Here is a 24638-nt window from a genome sequence, read left to right as displayed (position 1 = left end):
CAAGGAGGAACGCATGGCGAACACCCAGCTGTTCACCCTAGGGCTCGGCGTCACCGTCAGCAACCCGCTAGGCAATGCCATCGACCTGTTACGCCGCGACGTCGAACGCCTGCGCAGGCAGGCCGAGGGTACGCGGCTTGGCAGGCTGATCGGCGAGGTCATGCGGCTGGGCCTGGAGCTCGGCAGCGTGCGCCAGGTCGAGCGTGAGCTGGCGTTGGATCAGGAGCAGAAAGTTGAGGATCAGATCCCCCGGCTTGAGGATGAGGCCGAGGCTGTCGAGCGTCTGCGTCAGCATTACCTGATGCTGGACCGAGTGATTGCAGGATTGGCGCGGTTAAAGCCCCTGCAGACGCGGGTGACCATCAATGTCGTCCGCGCATCGCCAGCTCAGGCGCAAGAAGGAGCGGGCGCCCCAGTGGGCAAGCAGCCGGGTGCGGCACCCGCGGCCAAGGCGGATTCACCTGATCTCAGGGTGGCCCTTGCCAAAGGGGCGGTGGTAGCCGCAGGGCTCGGAGTGACAACGCTCGCTGGTCAACATGGTGCTCGCGAAGTCATTCGGGGCCAACCTCGCAACACCCAGCGAAGGATCGCCAGGGTCGCCCGAAAGGAATGGCATGAGCACCGTGTGGGTGCCATTGGCAAGATCGGCAAGGCGCTGCTCGAGAACGAGAACGCAGGGGACAGTGCTCAGGGAGTGGGTGCTGCGATTGGTGAGGTCGGTGGTCGTGTGCTGGGAGCCGTGCTTCCCCGGTTTACCAAAAGCAGGTTGGCCAGAAAGCACGGCGCCCAAGCCGGTGCTTACCTCGGTGAAGCCTTGGGTAAGTGGGGCGGTGGCAAGCTGTATGGCTGGATCACTGAGGCTGACAACGCTCAGCCGGATAGGGAGGTCATGCCTGCCAGTGCAGCCCTGGAATCAGAAAGTGCCTTACCGAATGAACAGGCGCAAGCGCCATCGCCGAAGCAAATGAACGCGGTAAGGGGGCAGGGTGCGGTCATGGCCAGTGGTTTGCTGGCCGTCGCCGGATACGCCGCATTGCGCAAAACGCAGGAGCTGCCAGCCAACACCCGCAGGCGCATCGGAAGGGTGACCCGCAGGGAGTGGTTGGATAACCGAGTTGATGCGCTTGGCAATCTTGGCCAAGCCATTGTCACCAGTGAATCGGGCGAGGAGCGGGCCCGTGGAGTGGGTGCTGCTGTCGGCGAGATGGGCGGCAGGTTGCTTGGGGCTGCCTTGCCCCGATTGACCAGAAGTCGACTGGCCAGGAAGCATGGGGCCAAGGCCGGTGCCTATCTGGGCGAGGCGTTTGGGGGCATGGCCGGTGGTGGCCTGTTCAATTGGCTAACCCAGGCGCGCGATCCGAAGTCACCGTGCCAAGTAGCGCCTGAGACGGGAATGGAACAGAGAGATGCGCTGGCAACGCCGCAGGCAACCCAGCCGAAGCCTGAAATCCAGGCTTTGCCATCGCTGCTGGAAAAAGGTGCCAGTACCCGTCTGCCAATCGTTGGCAAACTGCTCAAGCGGATACCCGGGGCCGCGCAGCTGGATGCGTCATTGCAGATCGTGGAAACCTTCAACAGCGATGGTACGCCCGCCCAGAAAATTGAAGGTTACGGCGGTGCTCTCGGAGGTCTGGGCGGCACGCTGGCAGGGACGGCGGCAGGGGCCGCGATTGGCTCGGTGGTGCCGGTCATCGGCACTGCGATTGGTGGTTTGATCGGCGGTGTGCTGGGTGGCATGGGCGGAGAATCTGCGGGCGCCTGGCTGGGCCGGATGATGGCGCCCGAGCGCTTGCCTGGCGCCGGCAAGGAAGCAGTGAAACAGCCCGGCCTGTTGATGCCGGCGCAGGAGAGCGCAGCGGAGCCCGCCTCGCAGGCCATTGCGTCAGGGCAACCGTCGCAGCCTGTCATCCAGCCCACCGTCAATCAGCAATTCACCTTCACCGCCAACATGCCGGTCACGTTCAACAATAGCCTCGACGACCCAACCACCTTGCAACAATTGGAGGCTATCGCACGCCGCGTGCTCGACGATCTGATGCGTCAAGCGCGCTCGGTGCAGATGGCTGATCAACCCTATCCATAAGGAGAGTGTCCATGACCTACCTGGAACAGCTCCAAGGCGGGCTGCATGCCTTGGTCAGGGCGGGTGAGGAGGGGCGTCGGCGTGCCGACGCCATGCTCGACCCGATGACCCAGGCAGTCGGCCATGCCAAGGAGGCAGCCGCCGAACTCGAAGCCTTGCCATGGATCGGCCCCGACATTGGCAAGCGCCTGCAACGCACCATGCGCGCCATCGACTCGGCCAGGCAGCGCGTCGACAAGGTCATCGGCAAATACGACCGCACCGTCGACGTGGTGCGCAAGGTGCGCGATCAGGTCGACGCCTTCGATGAACACCTGGGCAAGGCTGGCGCGGCAATCCGCCGAGTGATCGGCGATGCACGTGCGGTAGCCAGCGGCGTGCTGTCGACCTTTGGTTTTGCACCCGAGGCGACACCCGCGGCAGAGGCGATCAAACCGTTCCCGCATCTGCTGGTGTTGCAACCACTCAAGGCCAATGCGCCACCGTATTACTTCAACCTCGATACCGCCGCCTTCGACCAGTTGCGCCGGCAAACCCGCTTTCGCTGGGCCGGCCAGGAGCGGCTGAGCCGCGATAGCGCGCAGCAGGCGGTCAGCCTGGGCGAGGAGAGCATCAGCATTCGTGGTGCGATCTTTCCTAACTTCAAAGGCGGCCTCGGCCAGTTGCAGGCGCTGCGCAACATCGGCCGTAACCTGCTGCCGCTGTCGCTGACCACAGGTTACGGCGAAGTCCTCGGCACCTGGTGCCTGACCAACATCGAGGAAGAACAGGGCGCGTTCCTCGCCGGCGGCATTCCTCGCAAACAAGGCTTCACACTGGAGTTCGTCAGCTATGGGCAAGATCTGCAGAACATCTGAGGGCGATCTGCTCGACACCCTTTGTCATCACTATTACGGGCACCTCGACGGCAGCGTCGAGGCTGTACTGCAAGCCAATCAAGGGCTGGCCGATGAGCGCCAGCCGTTTCGCAGCGGCGTGATCATTCGCTTGCCTGAACTATCAGTGGCTGCGGACAGCACCGTGCAGCTGTGGAGCTGACGCCATGCAACCGCAATTTCGTATCCAGGCCGATGGTCAGGACATCACGGCACTGATCAACGAGCGCTTGCTGCTGCTGCGCACCACCGACAAGCCTGGCATGGAGTCCGATGATTTCGAACTGCGCATCGACGCCCGCAACGGCACCGTTGCACTGCCTTCCCGAGGCGCGGTGATCGAGGTGCATCTGGGCTACGCCGGGCAACCGCTGACCCTGCTGGGGCGTTACACGGTGGATGAGGTAGAGCTGTCTGGCCCGCCCGATACCTTGGTGATACGCGGCAAAGCCAGCGATTTGCGTGGCAGCGGCAGGACCATTCGCAGTGGCAGCTGGGAGGGGGTGACATTGCAAAGCATCGTCGCCGAAATCGGCGCGCGCAATGGCTGGCAGGCGATCTGCCCGGTGACCAGCCAGGTGCCGCGGGTCGATCAGTACAACGAGTCGGACTTCAATTTCATCACCCGCCTGGCTCGCCAGTACGACTGCACCGCCAAGCTCGCCAACGGCCAGCTGCTGGTGCTACCGCGCCAGGCGGGGCACAGCGCTAGCGGCCAGCCACTGGACGTGGTCAGGATTGCCCGCAGCGACGTTAGCCAATGGCACTTTCGCCTGGATGACAAGGCCGCGCGCAAGGCCGTGCGCACTCGCTATCAGGACAGTGCCGGCGGTGAACTGAAAACGGTCGAGTTGGAAAGCGACGAAGCGGCTGAGGAGGGCCGCCCGGTGCATACCGATCGTCATCTCTATCCTGATCGCACCGCCGCCGAGCAGGCGGCCAAGGCGCGTCTGGCCAGCTTCAACCGCGCGACCGCCAATGTGCGCCTCGACTTGCCTGGGCGTACCGACCTGTTCGCCGAACGCGCCATCGAACTGCACGGTTTTGTCGACGGACTCGATGGCCAGTACCAGATTGACTCTGTAGAGCAGGTGTTCACCAGCTCTGGCTGGCGTACCACGGTGCAAGGCAATGGCGGCAAGGCGGGCAAGGTGCAGGCCAAGGGTGCTGCATCACGACGGGGAGCTGCGATCAAGGCTTGAGGCAGCTGATATCCAGGACGCAAGGAAGGAAACCGACATGCTCACAGAGCCACAACTGCTACAGATCCTGCCCAACGCCCGCCCTGTCGCGGGCGTTTTTCTTTCGGCGCTGAATGTCACGCTGCCACGTTGGGAAATCGACAGTCCCAGGCGTGTGGCGGCCTTTCTGGCCCAGGTGGGTCATGAGTCAGGCCAGTTTCGCTACGTGAAGGAGTTGGGCAATGAACGTTATTTGGCACGTTATGATACCGGCAGCCTTGCCCTGCGGCTGGGTAACACCCCGCAGGCCGACGGTGATGGTCAGTTGTACTGTGGTCGTGGCTTGATTCAGGTCACCGGCCGCAATAATTACCAATCCTGCAGCCGCGCGCTGTTTGGTGACGAGCGCCTGCTGGCTCAGCCGCAATTGCTCGAACAGCCACGCTGGGCGTGTGAATCGGCGGCGTGGTTCTGGCATTCGCGCGGGTTGAATGCGTTGGCCGATCGCGGCGAGTTCAACCGCATCACCCGTCATATCAATGGCGGCTTGAACGGGCTGGAGGATCGCTTGAAGCTTTGGATGCGGGCGCGTGAGGTGCTGTGTTGAGCCGATGGCAGCTGGGGCTTGGTTCGTTCTTGTTGCTGTTGTTCGTGACATTGGCCTGGCAGGTCCAGGGCTGGCGCTATGAACGGCAACTGGCGCAACAAGCGCAAGCCCAGGCCGATGCCACGGCCGCGCGGCTGCTGGCTGAGCGCGAGCAGCGGCAGGCCGTGCAGCAGCGCCTGGAGGAAAGTGAAAGCCGACACTTCAAGGAGCTTACCGATGCGCAACAGGCTCAAGCTCGCCTGCGTGATCGCCTCGCTACTGCCGATCTGCGCCTGTCGGTCCTGGTCGAACGCGACAGCGCCTGCACCGCAGTGCCTGCCGCCGCCAGCGCCGGCGGCGTGGATCATGCAACCGTACGCGCCCGACTTGAGCCGGCGCATGCTGGACGAATTATCGCCATCACCGATGAAGGGGACCGGGGGTTGATGGCGCTGCGGGCTTGTCAGGATTATGTGCGGGGGTTGCGGCGCTGAGGGGGCGCTTGTCGAAGGTTTTGCAGCGTTCTTGAGATCGAGCGCCGCCCGCGCGGCGCGTCGCGGATGAATCCGCTCCTACATCTGTTGCAACGTACCGTTCCAGTGATGCCATGGTTGCCCGCCTTGGCGCATGACCGAAGACTGGTGGGGCGCAGTTCACAAATGTGGGAGCGGATTCATCCGCGATGCGCCGCGCGGGCGGCGCTCGGTCTCAAGAGCAACCAAAAACTCAAGCCATGCACTTCGTATACACCCCTTCGAATGCTACGGTGTCCCCCTCACGCCAAGGAACCGACCATGGACCCGATCACCGTTCTTTCCACCCGCCTGGGCGAGCACCTGCGCCGTCTCCATGCCCACGTCACCACCGCCGAATCCTGCACCGGCGGGGGCATTGCCGAGGCCATCACCCGTGTGCCCGGCAGTTCGGCCTGGTTCGAGGCCGGTTACGTGACCTATTCCAACGCCCAGAAAACCCGGCAGCTTGGGATTTCTGAAACCCTGTTCGGCCAAGTCGGCGCCGTCAGCCAGGAGGTGGTCGAAGCCATGGCCCGTGGCGCCCAGGTTGCCAGCGGCGCGCGCTTTGCCGTTGCCGTGAGCGGTGTAGCCGGGCCAGATGGAGGTTCGCCGGCCAAACCGGTAGGCACCGTCTGGCTGGCCTGGGCTGATGGCGCACATGTGATCAGCGAGCGCCGCCACTTCGATGGCGACCGCGAAGCGGTGCGCCGACAGACGGTGATCGCCGCGTTAGACGGCTTGTTACAGCTTGGCGCCGAGTAATTCGACGACAGGGGTTTGCTCAAGCGCTTCCCTGTGGAATAATACTGGCTACTTATACAGGTATTCCGGCCATCAGGGCCAAGTCGAACACGTGAGGATTTCAATGGACGACAACAAGAAGCGCGCCTTGGCTGCGGCCCTGGGTCAGATCGAACGCCAATTCGGCAAGGGCGCGGTCATGCGCATGGGCGATCATGAGCGTACCGGCATCCCGGCGATTTCCACCGGCTCGCTGGGCCTGGACATCGCGCTCGGCATCGGCGGCCTGCCAAAAGGCCGTATCGTCGAGATCTACGGCCCGGAATCGTCGGGTAAAACCACGCTGACCCTGTCTGTCATCGCCGAAGCCCAGAAGGCCGGCGCCACCTGCGCCTTCGTCGACGCCGAGCACGCGCTTGACCCGGAGTATGCCGGCAAGCTGGGCGTCAACGTCGACGACCTGCTGGTTTCGCAGCCGGATACCGGCGAGCAGGCCCTGGAAATCACCGACATGCTGGTGCGTTCCAACGCGGTTGACGTGATCATCGTCGACTCCGTGGCAGCCCTGGTACCCAAGGCTGAAATCGAAGGCGAAATGGGTGACATGCACGTTGGCCTGCAGGCCCGTCTGATGTCTCAGGCGCTGCGCAAGATCACCGGTAACATCAAGAACGCCAACTGCCTGGTCATCTTCATCAACCAGATCCGTATGAAGATCGGCGTGATGTTCGGCAGCCCGGAAACCACCACCGGTGGTAACGCCTTGAAGTTTTACGCCTCGGTGCGCCTGGACATCCGCCGTACCGGCGCGGTCAAGGAAGGCGACGAGGTGGTTGGCAGCGAAACCCGCGTCAAAATCGTCAAGAACAAGGTTTCGCCGCCATTCCGTCAGGCCGAGTTCCAGATCCTCTATGGCAAGGGTATCTACCGCAACGGTGAAATCATCGACTTGGGCGTGTCTCAAGGCTTGGTCGAGAAGTCGGGTGCTTGGTACGCCTACCAAGGCAACAAGATCGGTCAGGGCAAGGCAAACGCTGCCAAGTATCTGCACGAGAACCCTGCGATCGGTGCCGAGATCGAGAAGCAGATCCGCGAGAAACTGCTCAAGGCGGGCGCTGTAGCCGAAGCTGGCAAGGCTGCTGCTGCCGACGCCAACGCCGACGACGTGGCTGACGCCGACGCCGGTTATTGATAGCTGCCTGATCGCTTATGTCCGTTGTACTCGACACCCCCGTCGCCGTTCGACGGACAGCCATGGACCTGCTTGCGCGACGCGAGCATGGTCGCGTGGAGCTGACGCGTAAACTGCGTCAGCGCGGCGCCCCGGATGAACTGATCGAGCCTGCGCTCGATCGGCTCGCCGAAGAAGGGTTGCTTAGCGAAGCCCGCTATCTGGAAAGCTTTATTCGATACCGATCCAACGCTGGTTACGGCCCTGCTCGCATTCGTGAGGAGTTGGGACAGCGTGGTTTGAATCGTGGCGATATCGACCAGGCATTGCGTGAAAGTGGTGTTGATTGGGCGGAGCGATTGCAGGAAGCCTGGCAGCGCAAATATGCAGGGGAGCGTCCACATGACCCCCGCAGCCGTGCCCAGCAGACCCGCTTTCTAGCTTATCGTGGCTTCCCCATGGACATGATCGGCCGCCTGCTAAGCGGCCGGGACTTGTACGATTGAGCACAGCTAACTGACCTTCAATGCTTCGCGAGCTCTTTGCGTTGTATGCATCGGCTGTGGCTTGGCCCAGTTTTCCGGCAGGTTGATAAAGTCCACCAGCTCCCGCAGGCGCCCCTGATCACGGCCATTGAAGGCAAAGGTCAAACGGGTCAGGTGGCTGTAATTGCCTGTTTCATGTTCCACGCCACTGTCGGCATGCTGGTGATACTTGCCACTCAGGCGCAAATCGGCAAATACGTCTTCGATCTCTTGCACTGCGGCATCGCTGAGCCGATGGTGCATGCGTATCACGAACTGGTTCTTCAGCCAGCGGCTGGAGTGATAATTGCTGTAGAACTGGTTGATCTCTTCCACGGCCTCGTCGGCGCTGTGTACCAGGCGCACCAGTTTGAGGTCAGTGGGCAAGATATAGCGATTCTCCTCCAGCTGCGTGCTGATGAATTTCAGGCAATCACTCCAGAAGGCGCCACCGGGTGAGTCCAGCAAGACTACCGGTACCAGCGGGCTTTTACCTGTTTGGATCAGTGTCAGCACTTCCAGCGCCTCATCCAGCGTGCCGAAACCACCCGGGCAGAGCACTAGGCCGTCCGCTTCCTTGACGAAAAACAGCTTGCGAATGAAGAAGAAGTGGAAGGGCAGCAACTTGTCGGTGCCGTCCACCGTGGGGTTGGCATGCTGTTCGAAAGGCAGGGTGATGTTGAACCCCAGGCTGTGATCGCTGCCAGCACCTTCATGCGCCGCCGCCATGATGCCGCCGCCGGCACCGGTAATGACCATGAGATCGGAACGTGCCAGCGTCGCACCCAGCTCACGGGCCAACGCATACATCGGGTGTTCCAGTGGTGTGCGCGCGGAGCCGAACACAGTAACTTTGCGGCGGCCTTTGTAACGCTGCAAGGTACGGAACGAGTGATCCAGTTCGCGTAGGGCTTGCAGGGTGATTTTGGCACTCCACCGATCACTGTCATCGTGAGCCATGCGCAAGATGGTCAACATCATGTCGCGGTAAAGCGGCAAGTTAGGGCTGTTTGGTGCGACCAGTTGTAGTTGCTGGTCGATCTTGCTCAGGTCGATACCGCTGTCCCTGAAGTGATTGAATAAAGACTCATTCGGTTGGTAAGGCATTCAACGTCTCCTTCTGCAGCAAAACCTCTGACCGAGCCGATGGCCTGGCTCGGCCGCGACACTACGTGCGTCGCTGGCTGCTCTGGCTCGAGTGTGCACCTCGAGCATTGCAGTAGGCCTTCAAGGCCGTGATGCAGTTTTTTGTTTTGTTGGTACTCGCTATCAATCTAGACCCTCGCTCCCATTCATGCCGACGGGATCTGCATGGCCACTCGTCGGCGTATGGCCATTGATGGTGCGGGTTTGGTTAACTGGACAAGCGAAACGTGTCGATGCAGGAGGTTGAGGTATGCATCGCTTGGTCATCGAAGTAGACCGGCAGCTGTATCAGCAGCTGGAAAATGCGGCCCAGGTTCACCATGTGAGCCTGGAGGAAGAGTGCCGTCGTCGGTTGACGGCGCTTGAGTGCCAGTCACCCTACCTGAACGCGTTGCTGGCGGAGATGCGCGCCGACGAAGAACCGCGGCGCGCGGAGGATGAGCGGGTCAGCTGATCATTTTTTCTTGTTGCCGGCGGTGCAGCTGGCAGCGTCGAAGGCCTGGTCCATGACGGGCTCATTGGTCTTGTAGACGGTAAAGCGGTAAACCATCACGGCGCCTTTGGACATCAGGTTACGGTAACCGCTGTTACGGCATACGCTATCACCCAACTGGCTGCGCACCTGCTCAGGGTTTGACTGCATGCGTGCCGCATGTTCCGGGCGCACGCTCAGGTGGTTGACCAAGGCCTTGCCCTCGGCGGTGTAGCCTTGGTCGAGGATGTCGTCATTGATCGCACGTGGCGTGCCGACGCTGCTTTCCTTGGCGACCTTCTGCAGCATCTTGTTCAGCTCGAACTCCTGCTTGGAGGCCGCTTGAGCTGCCAGGGGCAGGGTGAGCAACAGGCTCAGGGTCGGGACGATAAGACGCAGCATGAATCTCTCCTGGTTCGATGACTGGCGCTTTGACATGCGCTGACGGCTGGCGTTCCATGAAACCGGCCGCCAAAGCGCAGATTATAAGGGACCACCCTGTGCGCCTGCACGGCAAATGATGTCAGCTCTGGTAGACTGGCGTTTTGCTTGCTCCGAGTTATCGCAGTGTCCAGTCACACCCAATCCCGAGGTTTGCCCGCATGAGCCATGCGGTAGCGCGCCTGCGCGCCGAACGCCTGGCTCGCAGCATCAAGCCGTTCATCGCCCGTGGTTCGCGCGCCGAGCGCTGCGCCGACTGCCGGGTCATCGCCACCCATTGCCTGTGCGCATGGAAGCCTCGTGTACACGCAGACTCTGGCGTATGCCTGTTGATGCACGATACCGAGCCACTGAAGCCGACCAATACCGGCTGGCTGATCGCCGACCTGATCGAAGACACGTCGGCCTTCGGCTGGTTGCGCACCTCGGTGGACGAACGCTTGCTGGCGTTGCTGGAAGACCCGCAATGGCAGCCGTATATCGTCTTCCCGGGCGAATTCGTCGCCCAGGAGCGGGTAGTCAGCGAAGTCGTACGCGAGCCGGGCAAGCGCCCGTTATTCATCCTGCTGGATGCGACCTGGACCGAAGCCAGAAAGATGTTTCGCAAGAGCCCATACCTGGAGCGCTTCCCGGTGCTGAGCCTGCAGGCTGAGCAGATGTCGCGCTATCGCTTGCGCCGCTCCAAACGCGACGATCATTTCTGTACCGCAGAGGTTGCCGCCATGTGCCTGGATCTTGCGGGCGATAGCCAGGCCTCGCAGGCGCTGGATGCCTACCTGGATGTGTTCAGCCTGCATTACCTCAGTGGCAAGCGTCGCCTGCCGCTGGACGAGCAGGACGATACCCACCAGCGTTTGCATACCTTCCTATAGTCCAAGGGGCACAAGCCCTGCTTTGGTTCATAATGAAGCGCTTGCCACTGAACAGGATCCACAGATCGATGGCCACTTACGAAATCCTGATTGCCGATGACCACCCGCTGTTCCGCAGCGCTTTGCGCCAGGCCGTGACCCTTGGCCTGGGCGCGGATGTGCGCTTGGTCGAGGTCGCCAGTATCGCCGAGCTGGAAACCCGGCTGAGCGAAAAAGCCGATTGGGACCTGGTCCTGCTGGACCTGAACATGCCGGGTGCCTACGGCTTCTCCGGGCTGGTGCTGCTGCGCGGCCAGTACCCGCAGATCCCGGTGGTGATGGTGTCGGCCCAGGAAGAGGCGGCCGTGGTGGTCAAGTCCCGCGAATTTGGCGCCAGTGGTTTCATCCCCAAGTCCAGCGGCCTGGAAGTGATTCAGGATGCGGTGCGCAAGGTCCTCGATGGCGAGGTCTGGTGGCCGCCGCAGGCGTTCGAGAAAGTCGATGTCTCGGCCGAAGCCAAAGCCGCCAGCGAAGGCCTGGCCAGCCTCACGCCCCAGCAGTTCCGCGTGCTGACCATGGTCTGTGAAGGCTTGCTGAACAAGCAGATCGCCTATGAGCTGAATGTGTCGGAAGCGACCATCAAGGCCCATGTCACCGCGATCTTTCGCAAGCTGGGCGTACGCACGCGTACCCAGGCGGCTTTGCTGCTGCAACAACTTGAATCGGTTGCGAGCAGCTAACTATCTGCGTCTTCACGCTTTTTTGATGCGTTTTCAACTAGTCTGCTGGCCTTTCATCGGTGAAGTGACACGCATGTCGCCATTCAAAGGCCAGACCGGCCTCAAACGTATCTTCAATGCCGCTGGCTATTCGCTGGACGGCCTGCGCGCCGCCTTCAAGGGCGAGGCTGCCTTCCGTCAACTGGTATTGCTCAACGTACTGTTGATCCCGATCGCATTCTGGCTGCCGGTCAGCCGTGCGGAGCGGGCCATCATGATCGCTGTATGCCTGCTCGGCCTGATTGTCGAGCTGTTCAACTCGGCGGTGGAGGCGGCCATCGACCGCATTTCGCTGGAACGCCACCCACTGTCGAAAAACGCCAAGGACATGGGCAGCGCCGCACAATTGGTGGCATTGACCATGGTGGCGCTGGTCTGGGGTGTGATTCTGCTTTAGGCAATCGGCGGCAGGACGATCTCATCGCTGCGGGTTACGCCCGCAGTGAAGTTGCGGCACAGTTCCAGAAACTCGCGCATGGCCGAGGTCTGGTATTTCTGTTTATGCCATATGAAGTAGAACTGGCGCATCAGGTCCAGCTCCGGCGTCTCGACCGGCACCAGGCTGCCACGGCGGAATGCATCACGCAGTGCCAGGCGGGAGATGCAGCCGATGCCCAGGCCGGACTCCACGGCACGTTTGATCGCTTCGGTGTGCTCCAGCTCCAGGCGAATGTTCAGGTTGGCGCGATGGTGCCGCATGGCCTGGTCGAAGGTCAGGCGAGTGCCTGAGCCTTGCTCACGCAGAATCCAGGCTTCCTGCGACAGGCTTTCGATATCCGCACGGCCGAGCTTGGCCAGTGGGTGCTGAGGCGCGCAGAACACCACCAACTCGTCCTCGACCCAAGGCTGCACCTCAAGATCCGGGTGGTTGCAGTCGCCTTCGATTAGACCCAGATCAATTTCGTACTGCGCGACCTGATGCACGATATGTGCAGTGTTCTGCACGTGCAGCTTGACCTGGCTTTCCGGGTGCACCTGCATGAAGCTGCCGATCAGCAGGGTGGCCAGATAGTTGCCAATGGTCAGCGTGGCGCCCACGGCCAGCGAGCCAAAACCGGATTTGCCATTGAGCAGGTCTTCGATTTCCTTGGCCTGGTCGAGCAGCGCAACGGCTTGCGGCAACAATTGATGGCCCAAGGCATTGAGGGCCAGGCGCTTGCCCGCACGATCGAACAGCTGGCAGCTCGATTGCCGCTCCAGTTCAGTGATGGACGTGCTGGCGGCCGACTGCGACAGGGCCAGCAGGCTGGCGGCCCGCGAGACGCTCTGATGCTGGGCTACGGCGACGAAGACCTGTAGTTGACGAAGTGTGAATCGCATATCTATATAACCGATAACACATATCTTGATAATTCAGTTAACAGATATTGTCGCTGCCCCTAAACTATCGCGCAACTGTGCGCTGTGCGCGCTGCGTTTTCTTCAGGAGCCCCATCGATGAGCAACATGAACCACGAACGTGTCCTCAGTGTGCATCACTGGAATGACACTCTGTTCAGCTTCAAGTGCACCCGCGACCCGGGCCTGCGCTTCGAGAACGGTCAGTTCGTGATGATCGGCCTGCAGCAGGAGACCGGTCGCCCGCTCATGCGCGCCTATTCCATCGCCTCGCCGAACTGGGAAGAGCACCTGGAGTTCTTCAGCATCAAGGTGCCGGACGGCCCGCTGACTTCCCAGTTGCAGCACTTGAAGGAAGGTGACGAGATCATCATCAGCAAGAAGCCTACAGGCACGCTGGTGCTCGATGACCTGAACCCGGGCAAGCACTTGTACCTGCTGAGCACCGGCACTGGCCTGGCGCCGTTCATGAGCGTCATCCAGGACCCGGAAACCTACGAGCGTTTCGAGAAAGTGATCCTGGTGCACGGCGTGCGTTATGTGAACGAAGTGGCCTACCGCGAGTTCATCACCGAGCATCTGCCGCAGAACGAGTTCTTCGGTGAGGCGGTGCGTGACAAGCTGATCTACTACCCGACCGTGACCCGTGAGCCGTTCGAGAACCAAGGCCGCCTGACCGATCTGATGCGCAGCGGCAAGCTGTTCAGCGACATTGGCCTGCCACCGATCAACCCGCAGGATGACCGCGCGATGATTTGCGGCAGCCCAAGCATGCTCGACGAGACCAGCGAAGTGCTCGACAGCTTCGGCCTGAAAGTCTCCGCCCGCATGCGCGAGCCGGGTGACTACTTGATCGAGCGTGCCTTCGTCGAGAAATAAGGCGAACGCGCAAAAAAAACGCAGACTCTGGTCTGCGTTTTTTTTTACCTACGATTCCGGTGTCGTCAGTCGCCGACGACCTCAAGTACCCGAATCATGTCAGGTTGCGGGTAATGCCAGCGGACCTGCACATCCCAGAACTTCACCCCGTATACCCGTTCTGGGGGCGGTACCTGGTAGGCGGGCCGCGGGTCCTGTGCCAGGCACTGCTCGATCAGCTCCACCAATGGCTCGCCCAGTCGTAACGCGTGTTCGCGGGCCTGGGGCAGGGCGCTTTCGCCCCACTGGACAGCTATGGCTTCGGGCGCATCACTGGCCATCATGTTGCTCGCCCCAGGGATGCTGTCGGCATAGGGTACGTAGGGCTTGATATCCAATACCGGCGTGCCATCGAGCAGGTCGATCCCGGACAGCAGCAGCCGCCCCGGCTCCACGCCCTCCAGCCGTACCACTGACTGACCGATACCATTAGGCCTATGCGTCGCGCGCGTGGCGAACACGCCCATGCTCTTGTTACCACCCAGGCGTGGCGGGCGCACTTTCAAGCGGGGTTTGTCTTCCAGGGCCTGGTGGAACAGGAACAGCAGCCACACGTGGCTGACCTGCTCCAGCCCCGCCACGGCATCGCCTTGGTCGAACGGCGGCAGCAGCTCCAGTACCCCGCGCGCAGCCGGTGCCAGTTGGGGCTGGCGCGGAATCGCGAATTTTTCCTTGAAGCAGGAGCGCACGATGCCGACGGGGGAAACCGTATGCTGCATGGCCAATCAGCCGCGCACGCGCAGGGTCAGGCCCTTGAGGAAGTTGCGCAGCAGCTGGTCGCCGCAAGGCCGGTAGTTGTCGTGGCCAACCTTGCGGAACAGCGCGCTGAGCTCTGGCTTGGACACCGGGAAATTGACCGATTTGAGGATCGCATGCAGGTCGTCTTCCTTGAGCTCGAAGGCCACGCGCAATTTCTTAAGCACCGTGTTGTTGGTCACTGGCAGCTCGACAGGCTGCGCCGGGCGGCTTTCATCCTTGCCACGGCGGTGGGTGACCAGGCCGTCGAGAAAGTGCGCCATGACCCGCTCGGGGCAACGCACGAAGCCGGGTTCTTCTTCTTTCTTGAGGTAAGTGGCGAGCACCACCGGGTTAACTTCCAGGCCCGACAGCGCGATGATCTCGGCCATCTTGGCGTCGTTCACCTTGAGCATGTAGCGCAGGCTGCGCAGGACATCATTGTGGTTCATTGCTGCAAAATCCTGTTCAGATGCCACGCCGTGGCGTGGCGCATTGCTTAAAAACGTTCGGTGCCGGCCAGATAGCGCCACTGGCCCAGGGGCAGCTTGCCCATGGACACGCCGCCAAGGCGGATGCGGCGCATGCTGCGGATTTCCAGGCGCAGATAGGCGCATATCTCGGAAATCTGCCCAGGTTGGGGGTTTTTCAGCGCCAGGCGCAGGTGGGTTTCGTTCTGCCAGCTGGCCTTGGCCTTGGGCAGTTCCCGGTCATTGCGCGCCGCCGTACCACGCGCCAAGCGCTCCAGCGCCTGCGGCGTGGTCTCGCCGCGCACTTCGATGATGTATTCCTGCTCCATGCGGCGCAGGTCGGCGTCGATCTTGCGGGTCACCCGCCAGTCCTGGGTGAACACCTGCAGGCCGCTGGCACCGCGCTCCAGCGGTGCAGCGCAGGTCAGTCGCGCGAAATGCCCGTGCAGCGGCCGCACACCTTCACGGTGCGCTTCGCTGAGGTTGCCCATGTTCATGCTGTCGCGGGCGCTGTCTATATGGACGCCGGTTGGCTGGTTGAGTAACAAAGTAACCGGCTCCAGCGCTTCGGCGCGGGCACCGGGCAACAGCTCGACGGCCTGCTGTTCGACCTTGAACTGTGGCTGCTCGACCACCACGCCATCGACCGTCACCCAGCCCCCTTCGATATACAGCTCGGCCTCACGGCGGGAGCAGCCGAGCTGCTCGATGAGGCGTTTGGACAGGCGGATGGGTTCGGACATGGGGGTAATTCGCAAGGCAGGAAAAGTCTTACATTGTACCTGCCCGTACGCAATTCATGAGGTAAATCTACGTCAAATGTGCCATTTCAGAGGCTTCCTAAAGTGCTGTAGGAATTAGCTTCATGTGCAGCAATGGATAAGGCTGCCCCAAGCCATCGGTTTCCGAGCGGCCGATCACTTCGAAACCTTCGTGCAGGTAGAAGCCCAGGGCTTGCGGGTTTTGCTCGTTTACATCCAGGTATTGGGCATTGAGCTCATCGATGGCATAGCGCAGCAGACGCTTGCCGACACCACGACCACGGTACTGGGGTGCAACGAACAGCATGTCCACGCGGCCATTGGCGACCCCGGCGAAGCCGCAGATGTGCTGACGGTCCTTGCAGCAGACCAGCATGACCGCGTCGAGGTATTTGTGTAGTACATGCTCACGCAGCAGCGTGATGTAAGCGTCAGGCAGGAAGTCGTGCGTGGCGCGCACCGAGTCTTCCCAGACCTGGGCCAGCGCTGGGTAATCGCTCAGGTGTGGCGTTTGCAGCGTCAATGCCGAATGCATGCCGGTGTTCCTCGATGGTCGTTGAGGAAACCATAGATGCAAAAAAAAGCCCCGCCTGTGAGCGGGGCTTGATCATGTCATTCCAGGCCTCAGACAGGCTCGGCCCACATGTCGTACTCGTCGGCATCGACAACCCGGCAACGGACCTTGTCACCCGGCTTGAAGCCGTGGTCGCCATCGATGAACACGCTGCCGTCGATTTCTGGCGCGTCGAAGAAGCTGCGGCCTACCGAGCCTTGTTCTTCGACTTCGTCGATGAGCACTTCGATTTCCTTGCCGATGCGCAGCTGCAGGCGCGCGGTGCTGATCGCCTGCTGGTGGACCATGAAGCGGTCCCAGCGTTCCTGCTTGACGTCATCTGGCACTTCTTCCAGGCCCAGGTCGTTGGCCGGAGCGCCTTCGACCGGCGAGTACTGGAAGCAGCCGACGCGGTCGAGCTGAGCTTCGGTCAGCCAGTCCAGCAAGTACTGGAAGTCTTCTTCGGTTTCGCCTGGGAAGCCGACGATGAAGGTCGAGCGGATCACCAGCTCCGGGCATTGCTCGCGCCAGTTCTTGATGCGCGCCAGGGTGCGGTCTTCAAAGGCCGGGCGCTTCATCGACTTGAGCACTTTCGGGCTGGCGTGCTGGAACGGGATGTCCAGGTACGGCAGGATCTTGCCGGCGGCCATCAGCGGGATCACGTCGTCGACGTTCGGGTACGGGTAGACGTAATGCAGGCGCACCCAGGCGCCCAGGCTGCTCAGCGCCTCGCACAGTTCGAGCATGCGGGTCTTGACCGGGCGGCCGTTCCAGAAATCGGTCTTGTACTTGACGTCGACCCCGTAGGCGCTGGTGTCCTGGGAGATCACCAGGATCTCCTTGACGCCGGCCTTGACCAGGCGCTCGGCCTCGCTCAGCACTTCACCGACCGGGCGGCTGACCAGCTTGCCGCGCATCGACGGGATGATGCAGAAGCTGCAGCTATGGTTGCAGCCTTCGGAAATCTTCAGATAGGCGTAGTGGCGTGGGGTCAGCTTGACGCCCTGCGGTGGCACCAGGTCGATCAGCGGGTTGTGGTCCTGGCGCGGCGGCACCACTTCGTGCACGGCGTTGACCACCTGCTCGTACTGCTGGGGGCCGGTGACCGACAGCACGCTTGGGTGCACGTCACGAATGCTGCCTTCCTCGACACCCATGCAGCCGGTGACGATGACCTTGCCGTTTTCCTTGATCGCTTCGCCGATCACTTCCAGCGACTCGGCCTTGGCGCTGTCGATGAAGCCGCAGGTGTTGACCACCACCACGTCGGCGTCCTCGTAGGTGGGCACGACTTCATAACCTTCCATGCGCAGCTGGGTCAGAATGCGCTCGGAATCGACCAGGGCTTTTGGGCAGCCCAGGCTGACGAATCCTACCTTGGGGGTGGCGGGAGTGGTGGACATGACTAACCTCGGTATTGAATGCAGGCCGCACGGCCGGAAACGGCGGCGGTCTTGACGGGCGCTTTTTGGCGCCTCTGATCAAAAAGTGCGCAATTCTAGCGAGCGCACGGTCGCTTGACCAGCACAAATGCGACGAACGCTACGCTATGCTTCGCGCCGTTGCGTCAGTGGGTCAGTGATGCCCTGGCGCGCGTGTGAATTTTACCGGCCTCGATGGCCGTTTGCGGGAGTGGTCGATGGTTCAGGCAAGCAGTCACACCGAAGGCGGACAGGCGGGCAAGCAAGGCGCGGCACGGTCGCTGGGCCTGCTGGTGGCAGCTGTCGGGGTGGTCTATGGGGATATCGGGACCAGCCCGTTGTATACCCTCAAGGAAGTCTTTACTGGCGGTTATGGGGTACCGGTCAACCATGATGGGGTGCTGGGGATCCTTTCGCTGATCCTCTGGTCGCTGCTGTGGGTGGTTTCGTTCAAGTACGTGATGTTCATCCTGCGCGCCGACAACCAGGGCGAAGGCGGCACCATGGCCTTGACCGCGCTGGCGCGACGGGCAACAGCGGCCTATCCGCGCCTGCGCACGTTGATGGTGATCTGCGGGCTGATCGGTGCTTCGCTGTTCTACGGTGACAGCATGATCACCCCGGCGGTATCGGTGTTGTCGGCGGTGGAAGGCATGGGCCTGGCGTTCGAGGGTATCGACCACTGGGTGGTGCCGATTTCGCTGGTGGTTCTGGTGGCGCTGTTCCTGGTGCAGAAGCACGGCACCGAGAAGATCGGCAAGCTGTTCGGCCCGATCATGGTCACCTGGTTCGTGGTGCTTGGCGCGCTGGGCGTGCATGGCATCTCGCAGAGCCCGGAAGTGCTCAAGGCGTTCAACCCGGGCTGGGCGGTGAACTTCTTCATCGTTCACCCAGGCATGGGCGTAGCGATCCTGGGGGCGGTGGTGCTGGCCTTGACCGGGGCCGAGGCGCTGTATGCAGACATGGGGCACTTCGGGCGCAAGCCGATCGCCCGCGCCTGGTTCGCCCTGGTGCTGCCGGCGTTGGTGCTCAACTATTTCGGCCAGGGCGCGATCCTGCTGCAAAACCCGGATGCTGCGCGCAACCCGTTCTACCTGCTGGCGCCTGCTTGGGCGCTGCTGCCGCTGGTGGGGCTGGCGACCATGGCCACGGTGATTGCCTCGCAGGCGGTAATCTCGGGGGCCTTCTCTTTGACTCGCCAGGCCATCCAACTCGGTTACATCCCACGGATGCAGATCCAGCACACTTCCAGCGACGAGCAGGGGCAGATCTACATCGCAGCAGTGAACTGGACCCTGATGGTCGGTGTGGTGTTGCTGGTGATCGGCTTCGAGTCTTCCGGTGCGCTGGCTGCGGCTTATGGCGTGGCGGTGACCGGCACCATGCTGATGACCACCATTCTGGTGGCCTCGGTGATGCTGCTGTTGTGGAAGTGGCCGCCGGTGCTGGCGGTGCCGATCCTGCTGGGCTTTCTTTTTGTCGATGGGCTGTTCTTCGCCGCCAACGTGCCGAAAATCGTCCAAGGCGGGGCGTTCCCGGTGCTGGCAGGCGGCGTGCTGTTCCTGCTGATGAGTACCTGGAAGCGTGGCAAGCAGATCCTCGTCGAGCGTATCGATGAGGGCGGGCTGCCGTTGGACCTGTTCATCAGCAGCATCCACCTGCAGCCGCCGCACCGGGTCGAAGGTACCGCCGTGTTTCTTACCGCGCGACCGAATGCAGTGCCCCACGCGCTGCTTCACAACATGTTGCATAACCAGGTACTGCACAGCCAGGTGGTGCTGTTGACCGTAGTCAGTGAGGACCAGCCGCGGGTGCCGGAGCAGGAGCGCTTCGAGGTGGAGGCCTTTGGTGATGGCTTTTTCCGCGTATTGCTGCATTTCGGCTTCATGGATGAACCCGACGTGCCGGCGGCGCTGAAGTTGTGCCATCTGGACGAGCTGGATTTCAGCCCGATGCGCACGACCTACTTCCTCAGCCGTGAAACGGTGATCGCGACGCGTCTTGAAGGCATGTCGCGCTGGCGGGGCAACCTGTTTGCCTTCTTGCTGAAGAATGCCAACGGTAACCTGCGCTTCTTCAACTTGCCGCTGAATCGGGTGATCGAGTTGGGTACGCAGGTCGAGATCTGACTGAGCTTAGGCTGCTTTGCAGCCATTCGCGGGGCAAGCCCGCTCCCACAAAGTTTTGAAGCATCGCTTAAACCTGTGGGAGCGGGCTTGCCGAGACGTCGGACCGCCCGCGAATGGGCCGCAAAGCGGCCCCTGGTTCAACTCAATTCTGCTCGGCCACGCTGGACTTGCCCTGGCGAGTCTCGATCTCCCCAATCAAACGTTTGGCCAACGCCGGGTAGTTCTCGTCGAAGTGGTGCCCACCGGGCAGCTTCATACGCTCACCCACGGCAGTCTTGTCGGTACAGCCGCTTTCGTCGGCCTCTTCCAGGCCATACACGCACACCACCTTGGACGCCGGGAGTTTGGCCATTTCCGGCCCGGTCGGCGCTTCCTGCCCTTCCTTGCCCAGCCAGCCCTCGACTTCGATTTCGAAGCTGCCACTGCGGGCGAAGGCCAGCAGCATCACGGCGTCGATACGCTGCTGGTCTTCGGCCGGCAGGCGGTTGTAAATCGCCGGCAGCACGTCGGCACCGAACGAATAACCGGTCAGCACGAAGCGTTTGGTGCCCCATTTCTGACGGTAGTGTTGCATCAACTCCGACAGGTCGGCGGCGCTTTGCTCGGGGGTCTTGTGCTGCCAGTAGTACCGCAGGGTATCGATGCCGACGACCGGATAACCGAGCTTGGCCATTTCACCCGCCACGTCGCGGTCCAGGTCGCGCCAGCCGCCGTCACCGGAGAGGAACAGGGTCACGGTGTCAGTGGTTTGCCCGGCGGGCACTTCCACCACGGGGATGGCCAGCGCGTTGCCATCGCGTCCCACCAGGGCTTGGGTCAGCTGCGCCTTGAGCACTTGCGGCAGGTGGATGTCGTAGTCGCTGATGCTGGTTTCGGCATTGGCCTGGTCGCGCACGAAGGCGGCGCTGGCGTCATCCGGGTTGTCGTTCCAGGCGACGTTCCAGTGGCCATGGGCGGCAGTTTTCGGCAGGGCGGCGACGCACCCAGGTTGCTCGACGTTGAAGTCGACCGAGATGGCGCGGGCCTTGTCGTCCGTCTGCGCGGCCAGCCAGCGCCAGGCTTGGGCAGCGCCTGGGCCAATACCGGCGACCAGGGTCGGTTTTTCGGCCAGTTGGCTCAGCGCCTGGTCCATTGCCTGTTGCTGCTTGCTGCAGTCGCCTGTCGGCAGGACGACCTGCACCAGTTGCGCCTCGCCAGCCTGGCTCAGGTCCAATAGCTGCTTGTCGGTAAGGGCCTGGTCCTGGGGCACGCCGATGGCGACCCGGGCCTTGGCGTGCACGCCAGGGGTGACACGGGTGACGCTGATGTCATTGAGGCTCAGTTGCTCCAGGCGAGCGTCGGGGGCCGGGCGTGTCCACAGCCAGAAGGCAGCGGCACCGGCGAGGGCGGCCACCAGCAAGGGGATCAAGATGTACTGCCAATAGCGTCGGATCATCAACGTTTCACCAATCCAGTCAGGCCGCCTGCAATCAGGGCGGCGGTGTCGGCCAGTGCCACCAGCGGGTCGAGCCCGGCTGGCACGGCCATGTAACGAGGTTCCCAGTCCGGCTGGAACTTGTCCTTGAAGCGCCGCAGGCCCTGGAAGTTGTAAAGCTGTTCGCCGCGGCGGAACACCATGGAGCCCAGGCGTTGGGTCAACGGTGCGCCACGCCGTGGCTGCAGGCCGGAAAGCGGGACCATACCCAGGCTGAAGCGCCCGTAGTCACGGCTTTTGTAATGAAGGATCAGGCCGATCATCATGAATTCCATGGTCAGCTTCGGCGCCTCGGGGTGGGCGCGCATCAGGTCGAGGCTGGCCAACTCGTTGCCGTGGGTTTCCAGCAGGTTGGCAAACGCCACCGGCCGGCCCTGGAAACGGATCAGGGCAATGCGGAAGTGCTGCAAGTACTCAGGGCTGAAGCGCCCGAGAGAAAAGCCTTTTTCTCGCACGTTTTTACCGCCCAGCCAGGCGTCGGATATTTCCTTGAGCTCGGCCAAGGGTGCCTCGCCTGGTTGGTGGATCTCCAGGCTCAGGCCATCGCGCCCGCCACGGTTCCAGGTGTAGCGCAGGTCTTTCATTTCCTTGCCCTTGGCTTCGAGGTCGAAGCGGCGCAGGTCGACCCGGGCTTCTTCGCCGAGCTTGAGGGCGGTCAGGCCGATGTCCATGTAGAACGGCAGGTTTTCCGCGCGCACCTGGTAGAAGACCGGGCGGGCGTGGTGCAAGTCGCACAGGTCACGGAACTGCCAGATCATCTCGGCGCGTTCCTGAGCCGGGCCGATCGGGTCGTACAGCGCCACCAGGCTGCGGCCCCGGCGGGCATACATGAGGAAAGCGTTGTCGCTGGGGTGGAACAGCAGCGCCTTGTCACCGGTCAGGGCAAGACCCCCGTCGGGTTGCTCGGAGGCCAGCAGGATGCGGTTGGCGCGCTGCAGTTCTTCGTCGTCGGGCAGATGGATGACCGGGCGGGCGGTACGCAGCAGCCAGGTGAGGGCGACGATCACCAACAGCACTGCGCTGCCCATGGCTGCGCGCAGGCCGCGGGGGGCATCGGCGTCGAGGGTGAATTGCCACCACAGCTGGTGGCTGTAGGGCACGTCCTGGTAGGCAAACAGCAGCAGCCAGACCGAAGCGCCGACCACGCAGGCGCTGGCTACCAGGTACACCGGTGAGAACGGCAACTCCAGCAGGCGGCTTGGCCGATAGAACGAACGGCGGAACAACGCGAGCAGGGCGGCAGTGCAGATCAGCAGGCTGGCCTCTTCCCAGTCGAACCCTTTGAGCAACGATAGCAACGCGCCCACCAGCAACAGCACGGTGGTCAGCAGCCAGGCTGCGGAAAGCCGGCGGCGCAGACCTTGAGCGAGCAACAGGCACAACACGCCAATCAGGCTGGCACCGAAGTGCGAGGCATCGATCAGGCGGTGCGGCACAAGGAAACCCATGTGTTCAAGACGTGTATCGATTTCGGGTGTAGCGCCCGAGAACAGCAGCACCACACCGGAGAGAAATACCAGGATCGCCAATATCGGAGCGGCCAGACCGGAGGCGGCCTTGATCGCCTGCTGTGCGAATAGCAGGCGCTTGGCCTCGTTGCCCAGCAGCAGCACGCAGGCCAGCAGCAATGGCAGTACCACGTAGATCAAGCGGTACAGCAGCAAGGCGGCGGCCAGGGGCGCAGCACCCAGTTGGTCAGCGAAGGCGGCCAGCAAGATCGCTTCAAAAACCCCGACCCCGCCTGGCACATGGCTGAGCACTCCTGCGGCCAGCGCCAGCAGGTAGACCAGGATGAACGCGCCGAACGGCGGGGCTTCTGGCAGTAGGAGATAGAGCACGGTTGCGGCGGCGGCAACGTCCAGCGCGGTGATCACCAGTTGCAGTGCTGTCAGCGGCGCGCCGGGCAGGCGCAAGGTACGGCGACCGATCTGCACCAGCAGGCTGTCGGTCAATGGCTGCTCTGGCAAACGTCGGCGATACAGCCCGATCACCAGCACGGCCGACAGGACCAGCACGGTAATGGCGATCCCCGCCAGCACGTTTGCGGGCATGCGCAAGGCCGCCGCTGCGGCCGGCAGGCTGCTCAATGTGGCCAGGGCAGCCAGCGGGGGGAGGGCGCAACCCAGTGACAGGCTGGCAAACACTGTCATGCGCGCGACTTCGGCGGCGCCCAGCCCTTGACGAGCGTACAGGCGATACCGCACCGAGCCCCCAGAAAGCATGGACAGGCCGATGGCGTTACCGATGGCGAACGCGCTGAAGCCACCGAGCAGTAGCGTTCGGGCAGGCAACTTCACCGCGGCATAGCGGCTGGCCGACCATTCGTAACCGAGCAGGATCACAAACCCGACGACCGTCGCCAGCAAGGCGCCGATGAGGGATTGGGCTGGCACGCTGAGCATGGCATCGTGCAGCGCATAGATGTCCAGCTCGCTCAGTAAATGACGGCAGGCAATCAGGGCCATGGCGAACAGCACCAGGGTCACGCCGAGGCCGATGGGTTGGCGATAGCGGCTCAGACGCTCCAGCCAGGGCAGACGCTGCGCAGCTACAGGCAATGCCGAGGCGAGTGGCTCCTGGGGGGCTGGGTTCTGGGAAGTCATGAGTTACCCCGGGCTTTGAGCGCGAGGTGAGGGGAAGGTGCGGCCAAGTGAAAGTCCCTTTGGAAACGTATCCAGATATTACTCCGGGCAACATGACTTTCAGTCGTCCGGCACGGTTAAAGATAGTTCATCCAGAGGGCGAGATCTCAAGCGCGGGGTAGGCTGAATGCATCAAAGGTTTTCAGTCGACGAAATGCAACAAACCCCGCGCTGCTGTTACACAGGCGGGGTTTGTTCTGACGAATATGGTTGCGGGAGCCGGATTTGAACCGACGACCTTCGGGTTATGAGCCCGACGAGCTACCAGGCTGCTCCATCCCGCGTCAGAGGGGCGCATTCTACAGCTTCACGCTGAGTGGTCAAGCACTAACTGTTGATCGTGCAACTATTTTTGCTCGAGCCTTTTTCAAGCCCAAAGAAAAAGGCCACTGCGTTAACAGTGGCCTTTTTCTCGAATCTGGTTGCGGGAGCCGGATTTGAACCGACGACCTTCGGGTTATGAGCCCGACGAGCTACCAGGCTGCTCCATCCCGCGCCTGTGGGATCGAATTCTACAGCGTAAGCGTTTGCTGTCAACTATTACTTATTGATTTAGCTCAAGTTTTTGTTCATTGCCTTTTTCAGGGCAAAGAAAAAGGCCACTGCATTAACAGTGGCCTTTTCTCGAATCTGGTTGCGGGAGCCGGATTTGAACCGACGACCTTCGGGTTATGAGCCCGACGAGCTACCAGGCTGCTCCATCCCGCGCCTGTGAGATCGAATTCTACGGATTTCATTTCCCGTGTCAAGCATTTCGTTCAAAAAACCTTTTTCGTTCAAACCCTTAGCGGCTGAGTAAAAGCATGTAGCTCAGCTGTTCCGGGGCTTTCAG

At 61.9% G+C, this 24638-nt stretch carries 25 protein-coding genes and 3 tRNA genes; 15 read left to right on the top strand and 13 right to left on the bottom strand.

Going from position 1 to position 24638, the window contains the following annotated elements; all coding sequences use genetic code 11:
• The first annotated feature begins 13 nt into the window (after positions 1-13).
• The 9 genes from ACIPZF_RS05150 (at position 14) to recX (ending at position 7658) form a co-directional block, all read left to right on the top strand.
• Complete coding sequence (locus ACIPZF_RS05150) at positions 14-2083, top strand: hypothetical protein (RefSeq protein WP_400795977.1); 2070 nt, start codon at positions 14-16, stop codon at positions 2081-2083.
• Positions 2084-2094: 11 nt separating this feature from the next.
• Positions 2095-2940, top strand: coding sequence for a phage tail protein (locus ACIPZF_RS05145; protein ID WP_400795975.1), 846 nt, complete (start codon positions 2095-2097; stop codon positions 2938-2940).
• The gene (locus ACIPZF_RS05140; protein WP_400795972.1) at positions 2915-3121 is read left to right on the top strand and encodes a tail protein X; all 207 of its coding nucleotides are present in this window, start codon (positions 2915-2917) and stop codon (positions 3119-3121) included. The genes ACIPZF_RS05145 and ACIPZF_RS05140 overlap by 26 nt, the downstream gene beginning before the upstream one ends.
• A 4-nt stretch (positions 3122-3125) precedes the next feature.
• Complete coding sequence (locus ACIPZF_RS05135; protein WP_400795969.1) at positions 3126-4160, top strand: phage late control D family protein; 1035 nt, start codon at positions 3126-3128, stop codon at positions 4158-4160.
• A 37-nt stretch (positions 4161-4197) separates the two neighbouring features.
• Positions 4198-4746, top strand: a complete 549-nt coding sequence (locus tag ACIPZF_RS05130; RefSeq protein WP_400796110.1) for a glycoside hydrolase family 19 protein — start codon at positions 4198-4200, stop codon at positions 4744-4746.
• Entirely contained in the window at positions 4743-5219 is a 477-nt protein-coding gene (locus tag ACIPZF_RS05125; protein WP_400795966.1) for a lysis system i-spanin subunit Rz, read from the top strand. Before ACIPZF_RS05130 ends, ACIPZF_RS05125 begins: the two co-directional genes overlap by 4 nt.
• A gap of 300 nt (positions 5220-5519) precedes the next feature.
• Positions 5520-6002 (top strand): CinA family protein, encoded by a 483-nt coding sequence (locus ACIPZF_RS05120; protein WP_400795963.1) that lies wholly within the window; start codon positions 5520-5522, stop codon positions 6000-6002.
• 103 nt (positions 6003-6105) lie between these two features.
• On the top strand, positions 6106-7173 hold the full coding sequence (gene recA / locus ACIPZF_RS05115; RefSeq protein WP_400795960.1) for a recombinase RecA: 1068 nt from the start codon (positions 6106-6108) through the stop codon (positions 7171-7173).
• 17 nt (positions 7174-7190) lie between these two features.
• Positions 7191-7658, top strand: a complete 468-nt coding sequence (gene recX, locus ACIPZF_RS05110) for a recombination regulator RecX (protein ID WP_400795958.1) — start codon at positions 7191-7193, stop codon at positions 7656-7658.
• 6 nt (positions 7659-7664) lie between these two features.
• Here recX and ACIPZF_RS05105 read toward each other — a convergent pair whose 3' ends face one another.
• A complete protein-coding gene (locus ACIPZF_RS05105; RefSeq protein WP_400795955.1) occupies positions 7665-8783 on the bottom strand; it encodes an LOG family protein in 1119 nt (372 codons plus the stop codon).
• A 289-nt stretch (positions 8784-9072) separates the two neighbouring features.
• Between ACIPZF_RS05105 and ACIPZF_RS05100 the strand changes: the two genes are divergently transcribed.
• A complete protein-coding gene (locus tag ACIPZF_RS05100) occupies positions 9073-9276 on the top strand; it encodes a hypothetical protein (protein ID WP_400795952.1) in 204 nt (67 codons plus the stop codon).
• Here the strand turns inward: ACIPZF_RS05100 and ACIPZF_RS05095 are convergent, their stop codons facing one another.
• The gene (locus ACIPZF_RS05095; protein ID WP_400795950.1) at positions 9277-9696 is read right to left on the bottom strand and encodes a quorum-sensing-regulated virulence factor family protein; all 420 of its coding nucleotides are present in this window, start codon (positions 9694-9696) and stop codon (positions 9277-9279) included.
• Between the two features lie 200 nt (positions 9697-9896).
• Here ACIPZF_RS05095 and ACIPZF_RS05090 point away from each other — a divergent pair, with 200 nt between their 5' ends.
• The 3 genes from ACIPZF_RS05090 to ACIPZF_RS05080 all read left to right on the top strand — a co-directional run bounded on the left by ACIPZF_RS05090 (position 9897) and on the right by ACIPZF_RS05080 (position 11762).
• Positions 9897-10607 (top strand): tRNA-uridine aminocarboxypropyltransferase, encoded by a 711-nt coding sequence (locus tag ACIPZF_RS05090; protein ID WP_400795947.1) that lies wholly within the window; start codon positions 9897-9899, stop codon positions 10605-10607.
• Positions 10608-10675: 68 nt separating this feature from the next.
• Complete coding sequence (gene erdR, locus ACIPZF_RS05085) at positions 10676-11326, top strand: response regulator transcription factor ErdR (protein WP_400795944.1); 651 nt, start codon at positions 10676-10678, stop codon at positions 11324-11326.
• Between the two features lie 73 nt (positions 11327-11399).
• Complete coding sequence (locus ACIPZF_RS05080; RefSeq protein WP_008094698.1) at positions 11400-11762, top strand: diacylglycerol kinase; 363 nt, start codon at positions 11400-11402, stop codon at positions 11760-11762.
• Here the strand turns inward: ACIPZF_RS05080 and finR are convergent.
• Positions 11759-12685 (bottom strand): LysR family transcriptional regulator FinR, encoded by a 927-nt coding sequence (finR, locus tag ACIPZF_RS05075; RefSeq protein WP_400795941.1) that lies wholly within the window; start codon positions 12683-12685, stop codon positions 11759-11761. The genes ACIPZF_RS05080 and finR overlap by 4 nt on opposite strands.
• Positions 12686-12802: 117 nt before the next feature.
• On the opposite strand from finR, the gene fpr reads away from it, so the two are divergent.
• Positions 12803-13582 (top strand): ferredoxin-NADP reductase, encoded by a 780-nt coding sequence (gene fpr / locus ACIPZF_RS05070; RefSeq protein ID WP_274906921.1) that lies wholly within the window; start codon positions 12803-12805, stop codon positions 13580-13582.
• Positions 13583-13647: 65 nt separating this feature from the next.
• Here the strand turns inward: fpr and tsaA are convergent, their stop codons facing one another.
• The 5 genes from tsaA to rimO all read right to left on the bottom strand — a co-directional run bounded on the left by tsaA (position 13648) and on the right by rimO (position 17543).
• Positions 13648-14340, bottom strand: coding sequence for a tRNA (N6-threonylcarbamoyladenosine(37)-N6)-methyltransferase TrmO (tsaA, locus tag ACIPZF_RS05065; RefSeq protein ID WP_400795937.1), 693 nt, complete (start codon positions 14338-14340; stop codon positions 13648-13650).
• Between the two features lie 6 nt (positions 14341-14346).
• The gene (locus ACIPZF_RS05060; RefSeq protein ID WP_400795934.1) at positions 14347-14808 is read right to left on the bottom strand and encodes a DUF1456 family protein; all 462 of its coding nucleotides are present in this window, start codon (positions 14806-14808) and stop codon (positions 14347-14349) included.
• Between the two features lie 47 nt (positions 14809-14855).
• Complete coding sequence (locus ACIPZF_RS05055) at positions 14856-15569, bottom strand: rRNA pseudouridine synthase (protein WP_400795931.1); 714 nt, start codon at positions 15567-15569, stop codon at positions 14856-14858.
• A 97-nt stretch (positions 15570-15666) separates the two neighbouring features.
• Entirely contained in the window at positions 15667-16122 is a 456-nt protein-coding gene (locus ACIPZF_RS05050) for a GNAT family N-acetyltransferase (protein ID WP_400795929.1), read from the bottom strand.
• An 89-nt stretch (positions 16123-16211) separates the two neighbouring features.
• Positions 16212-17543 carry a 30S ribosomal protein S12 methylthiotransferase RimO gene (rimO, locus tag ACIPZF_RS05045; protein ID WP_400795926.1) on the bottom strand — a complete coding sequence of 444 codons (1332 nt, stop codon included), beginning with the start codon at positions 17541-17543 and terminating at the stop codon, positions 16212-16214.
• A 236-nt stretch (positions 17544-17779) separates the two neighbouring features.
• Here rimO and ACIPZF_RS05040 point away from each other — a divergent pair, with 236 nt between their 5' ends.
• On the top strand, positions 17780-19690 hold the full coding sequence (locus tag ACIPZF_RS05040; protein WP_400795923.1) for a potassium transporter Kup: 1911 nt from the start codon (positions 17780-17782) through the stop codon (positions 19688-19690).
• Positions 19691-19832: 142 nt separating this feature from the next.
• Here ACIPZF_RS05040 and ACIPZF_RS05035 read toward each other — a convergent pair whose 3' ends face one another.
• The 5 genes from ACIPZF_RS05035 to ACIPZF_RS05015 all read right to left on the bottom strand — a co-directional run bounded on the left by ACIPZF_RS05035 (position 19833) and on the right by ACIPZF_RS05015 (position 24514).
• Entirely contained in the window at positions 19833-21125 is a 1293-nt protein-coding gene (locus ACIPZF_RS05035; RefSeq protein WP_400795920.1) for a virulence factor family protein, read from the bottom strand.
• A complete protein-coding gene (mprF, locus tag ACIPZF_RS05030) occupies positions 21125-23767 on the bottom strand; it encodes a bifunctional lysylphosphatidylglycerol flippase/synthetase MprF (RefSeq protein WP_400795917.1) in 2643 nt (880 codons plus the stop codon). The genes ACIPZF_RS05035 and mprF overlap by 1 nt, the downstream gene beginning before the upstream one ends.
• 246 nt (positions 23768-24013) lie before the next feature.
• Positions 24014-24090, bottom strand: a tRNA-Met gene (locus tag ACIPZF_RS05025).
• A gap of 135 nt (positions 24091-24225) precedes the next feature.
• Positions 24226-24302 (bottom strand) — tRNA-Met (locus tag ACIPZF_RS05020).
• Between the two features lie 135 nt (positions 24303-24437).
• A tRNA-Met gene (locus ACIPZF_RS05015) sits at positions 24438-24514 on the bottom strand.
• Between the last annotated feature and the right edge of the window lie 124 nt (positions 24515-24638).

This window comes from Pseudomonas sp. NPDC089752, assembly GCF_044748725.1.
Classification (GTDB): Bacteria; Pseudomonadota; Gammaproteobacteria; order Pseudomonadales; family Pseudomonadaceae; genus Aquipseudomonas.
The sequence above is the reverse complement of the archived record's forward strand: the minus strand, read 5'-3'. Positions and strand labels throughout refer to the sequence as shown.

What these genes read in the sequence shown, in the direction of transcription:
- ACIPZF_RS05105 (WP_400795955.1), bottom strand. Translation starts at nt 8,783, where the DNA reads ATGCCTTACCAACCGAATGAGTCTTTATTCAATCACTTCAGGGACAGC.
- ACIPZF_RS05040 (WP_400795923.1), top strand. Translation starts at nt 17,780, where the DNA reads ATGGTTCAGGCAAGCAGTCACACCGAAGGCGGACAGGCGGGCAAGCAA.
- ACIPZF_RS05135 (WP_400795969.1), top strand. Translation starts at nt 3,126, where the DNA reads ATGCAACCGCAATTTCGTATCCAGGCCGATGGTCAGGACATCACGGCA.
- ACIPZF_RS05120 (WP_400795963.1), top strand. Translation starts at nt 5,520, where the DNA reads ATGGACCCGATCACCGTTCTTTCCACCCGCCTGGGCGAGCACCTGCGC.
- ACIPZF_RS05050 (WP_400795929.1), bottom strand. Translation starts at nt 16,122, where the DNA reads ATGCATTCGGCATTGACGCTGCAAACGCCACACCTGAGCGATTACCCA.
- rimO (WP_400795926.1), bottom strand. Translation starts at nt 17,543, where the DNA reads ATGTCCACCACTCCCGCCACCCCCAAGGTAGGATTCGTCAGCCTGGGC.
- ACIPZF_RS05060 (WP_400795934.1), bottom strand. Translation starts at nt 14,808, where the DNA reads ATGAACCACAATGATGTCCTGCGCAGCCTGCGCTACATGCTCAAGGTG.
- fpr (WP_274906921.1), top strand. Translation starts at nt 12,803, where the DNA reads ATGAGCAACATGAACCACGAACGTGTCCTCAGTGTGCATCACTGGAAT.
- ACIPZF_RS05035 (WP_400795920.1), bottom strand. Translation starts at nt 21,125, where the DNA reads ATGATCCGACGCTATTGGCAGTACATCTTGATCCCCTTGCTGGTGGCC.
- tsaA (WP_400795937.1), bottom strand. Translation starts at nt 14,340, where the DNA reads ATGCAGCATACGGTTTCCCCCGTCGGCATCGTGCGCTCCTGCTTCAAG.
- ACIPZF_RS05055 (WP_400795931.1), bottom strand. Translation starts at nt 15,569, where the DNA reads ATGTCCGAACCCATCCGCCTGTCCAAACGCCTCATCGAGCAGCTCGGC.
- ACIPZF_RS05080 (WP_008094698.1), top strand. Translation starts at nt 11,400, where the DNA reads ATGTCGCCATTCAAAGGCCAGACCGGCCTCAAACGTATCTTCAATGCC.
- ACIPZF_RS05140 (WP_400795972.1), top strand. Translation starts at nt 2,915, where the DNA reads ATGGGCAAGATCTGCAGAACATCTGAGGGCGATCTGCTCGACACCCTT.
- ACIPZF_RS05100 (WP_400795952.1), top strand. Translation starts at nt 9,073, where the DNA reads ATGCATCGCTTGGTCATCGAAGTAGACCGGCAGCTGTATCAGCAGCTG.
- ACIPZF_RS05150 (WP_400795977.1), top strand. Translation starts at nt 14, where the DNA reads ATGGCGAACACCCAGCTGTTCACCCTAGGGCTCGGCGTCACCGTCAGC.
- ACIPZF_RS05130 (WP_400796110.1), top strand. Translation starts at nt 4,198, where the DNA reads ATGCTCACAGAGCCACAACTGCTACAGATCCTGCCCAACGCCCGCCCT.
- ACIPZF_RS05095 (WP_400795950.1), bottom strand. Translation starts at nt 9,696, where the DNA reads ATGCTGCGTCTTATCGTCCCGACCCTGAGCCTGTTGCTCACCCTGCCC.
- ACIPZF_RS05145 (WP_400795975.1), top strand. Translation starts at nt 2,095, where the DNA reads ATGACCTACCTGGAACAGCTCCAAGGCGGGCTGCATGCCTTGGTCAGG.
- erdR (WP_400795944.1), top strand. Translation starts at nt 10,676, where the DNA reads ATGGCCACTTACGAAATCCTGATTGCCGATGACCACCCGCTGTTCCGC.
- recX (WP_400795958.1), top strand. Translation starts at nt 7,191, where the DNA reads ATGTCCGTTGTACTCGACACCCCCGTCGCCGTTCGACGGACAGCCATG.
- finR (WP_400795941.1), bottom strand. Translation starts at nt 12,685, where the DNA reads ATGCGATTCACACTTCGTCAACTACAGGTCTTCGTCGCCGTAGCCCAG.
- ACIPZF_RS05090 (WP_400795947.1), top strand. Translation starts at nt 9,897, where the DNA reads ATGAGCCATGCGGTAGCGCGCCTGCGCGCCGAACGCCTGGCTCGCAGC.
- recA (WP_400795960.1), top strand. Translation starts at nt 6,106, where the DNA reads ATGGACGACAACAAGAAGCGCGCCTTGGCTGCGGCCCTGGGTCAGATC.
- mprF (WP_400795917.1), bottom strand. Translation starts at nt 23,767, where the DNA reads ATGACTTCCCAGAACCCAGCCCCCCAGGAGCCACTCGCCTCGGCATTG.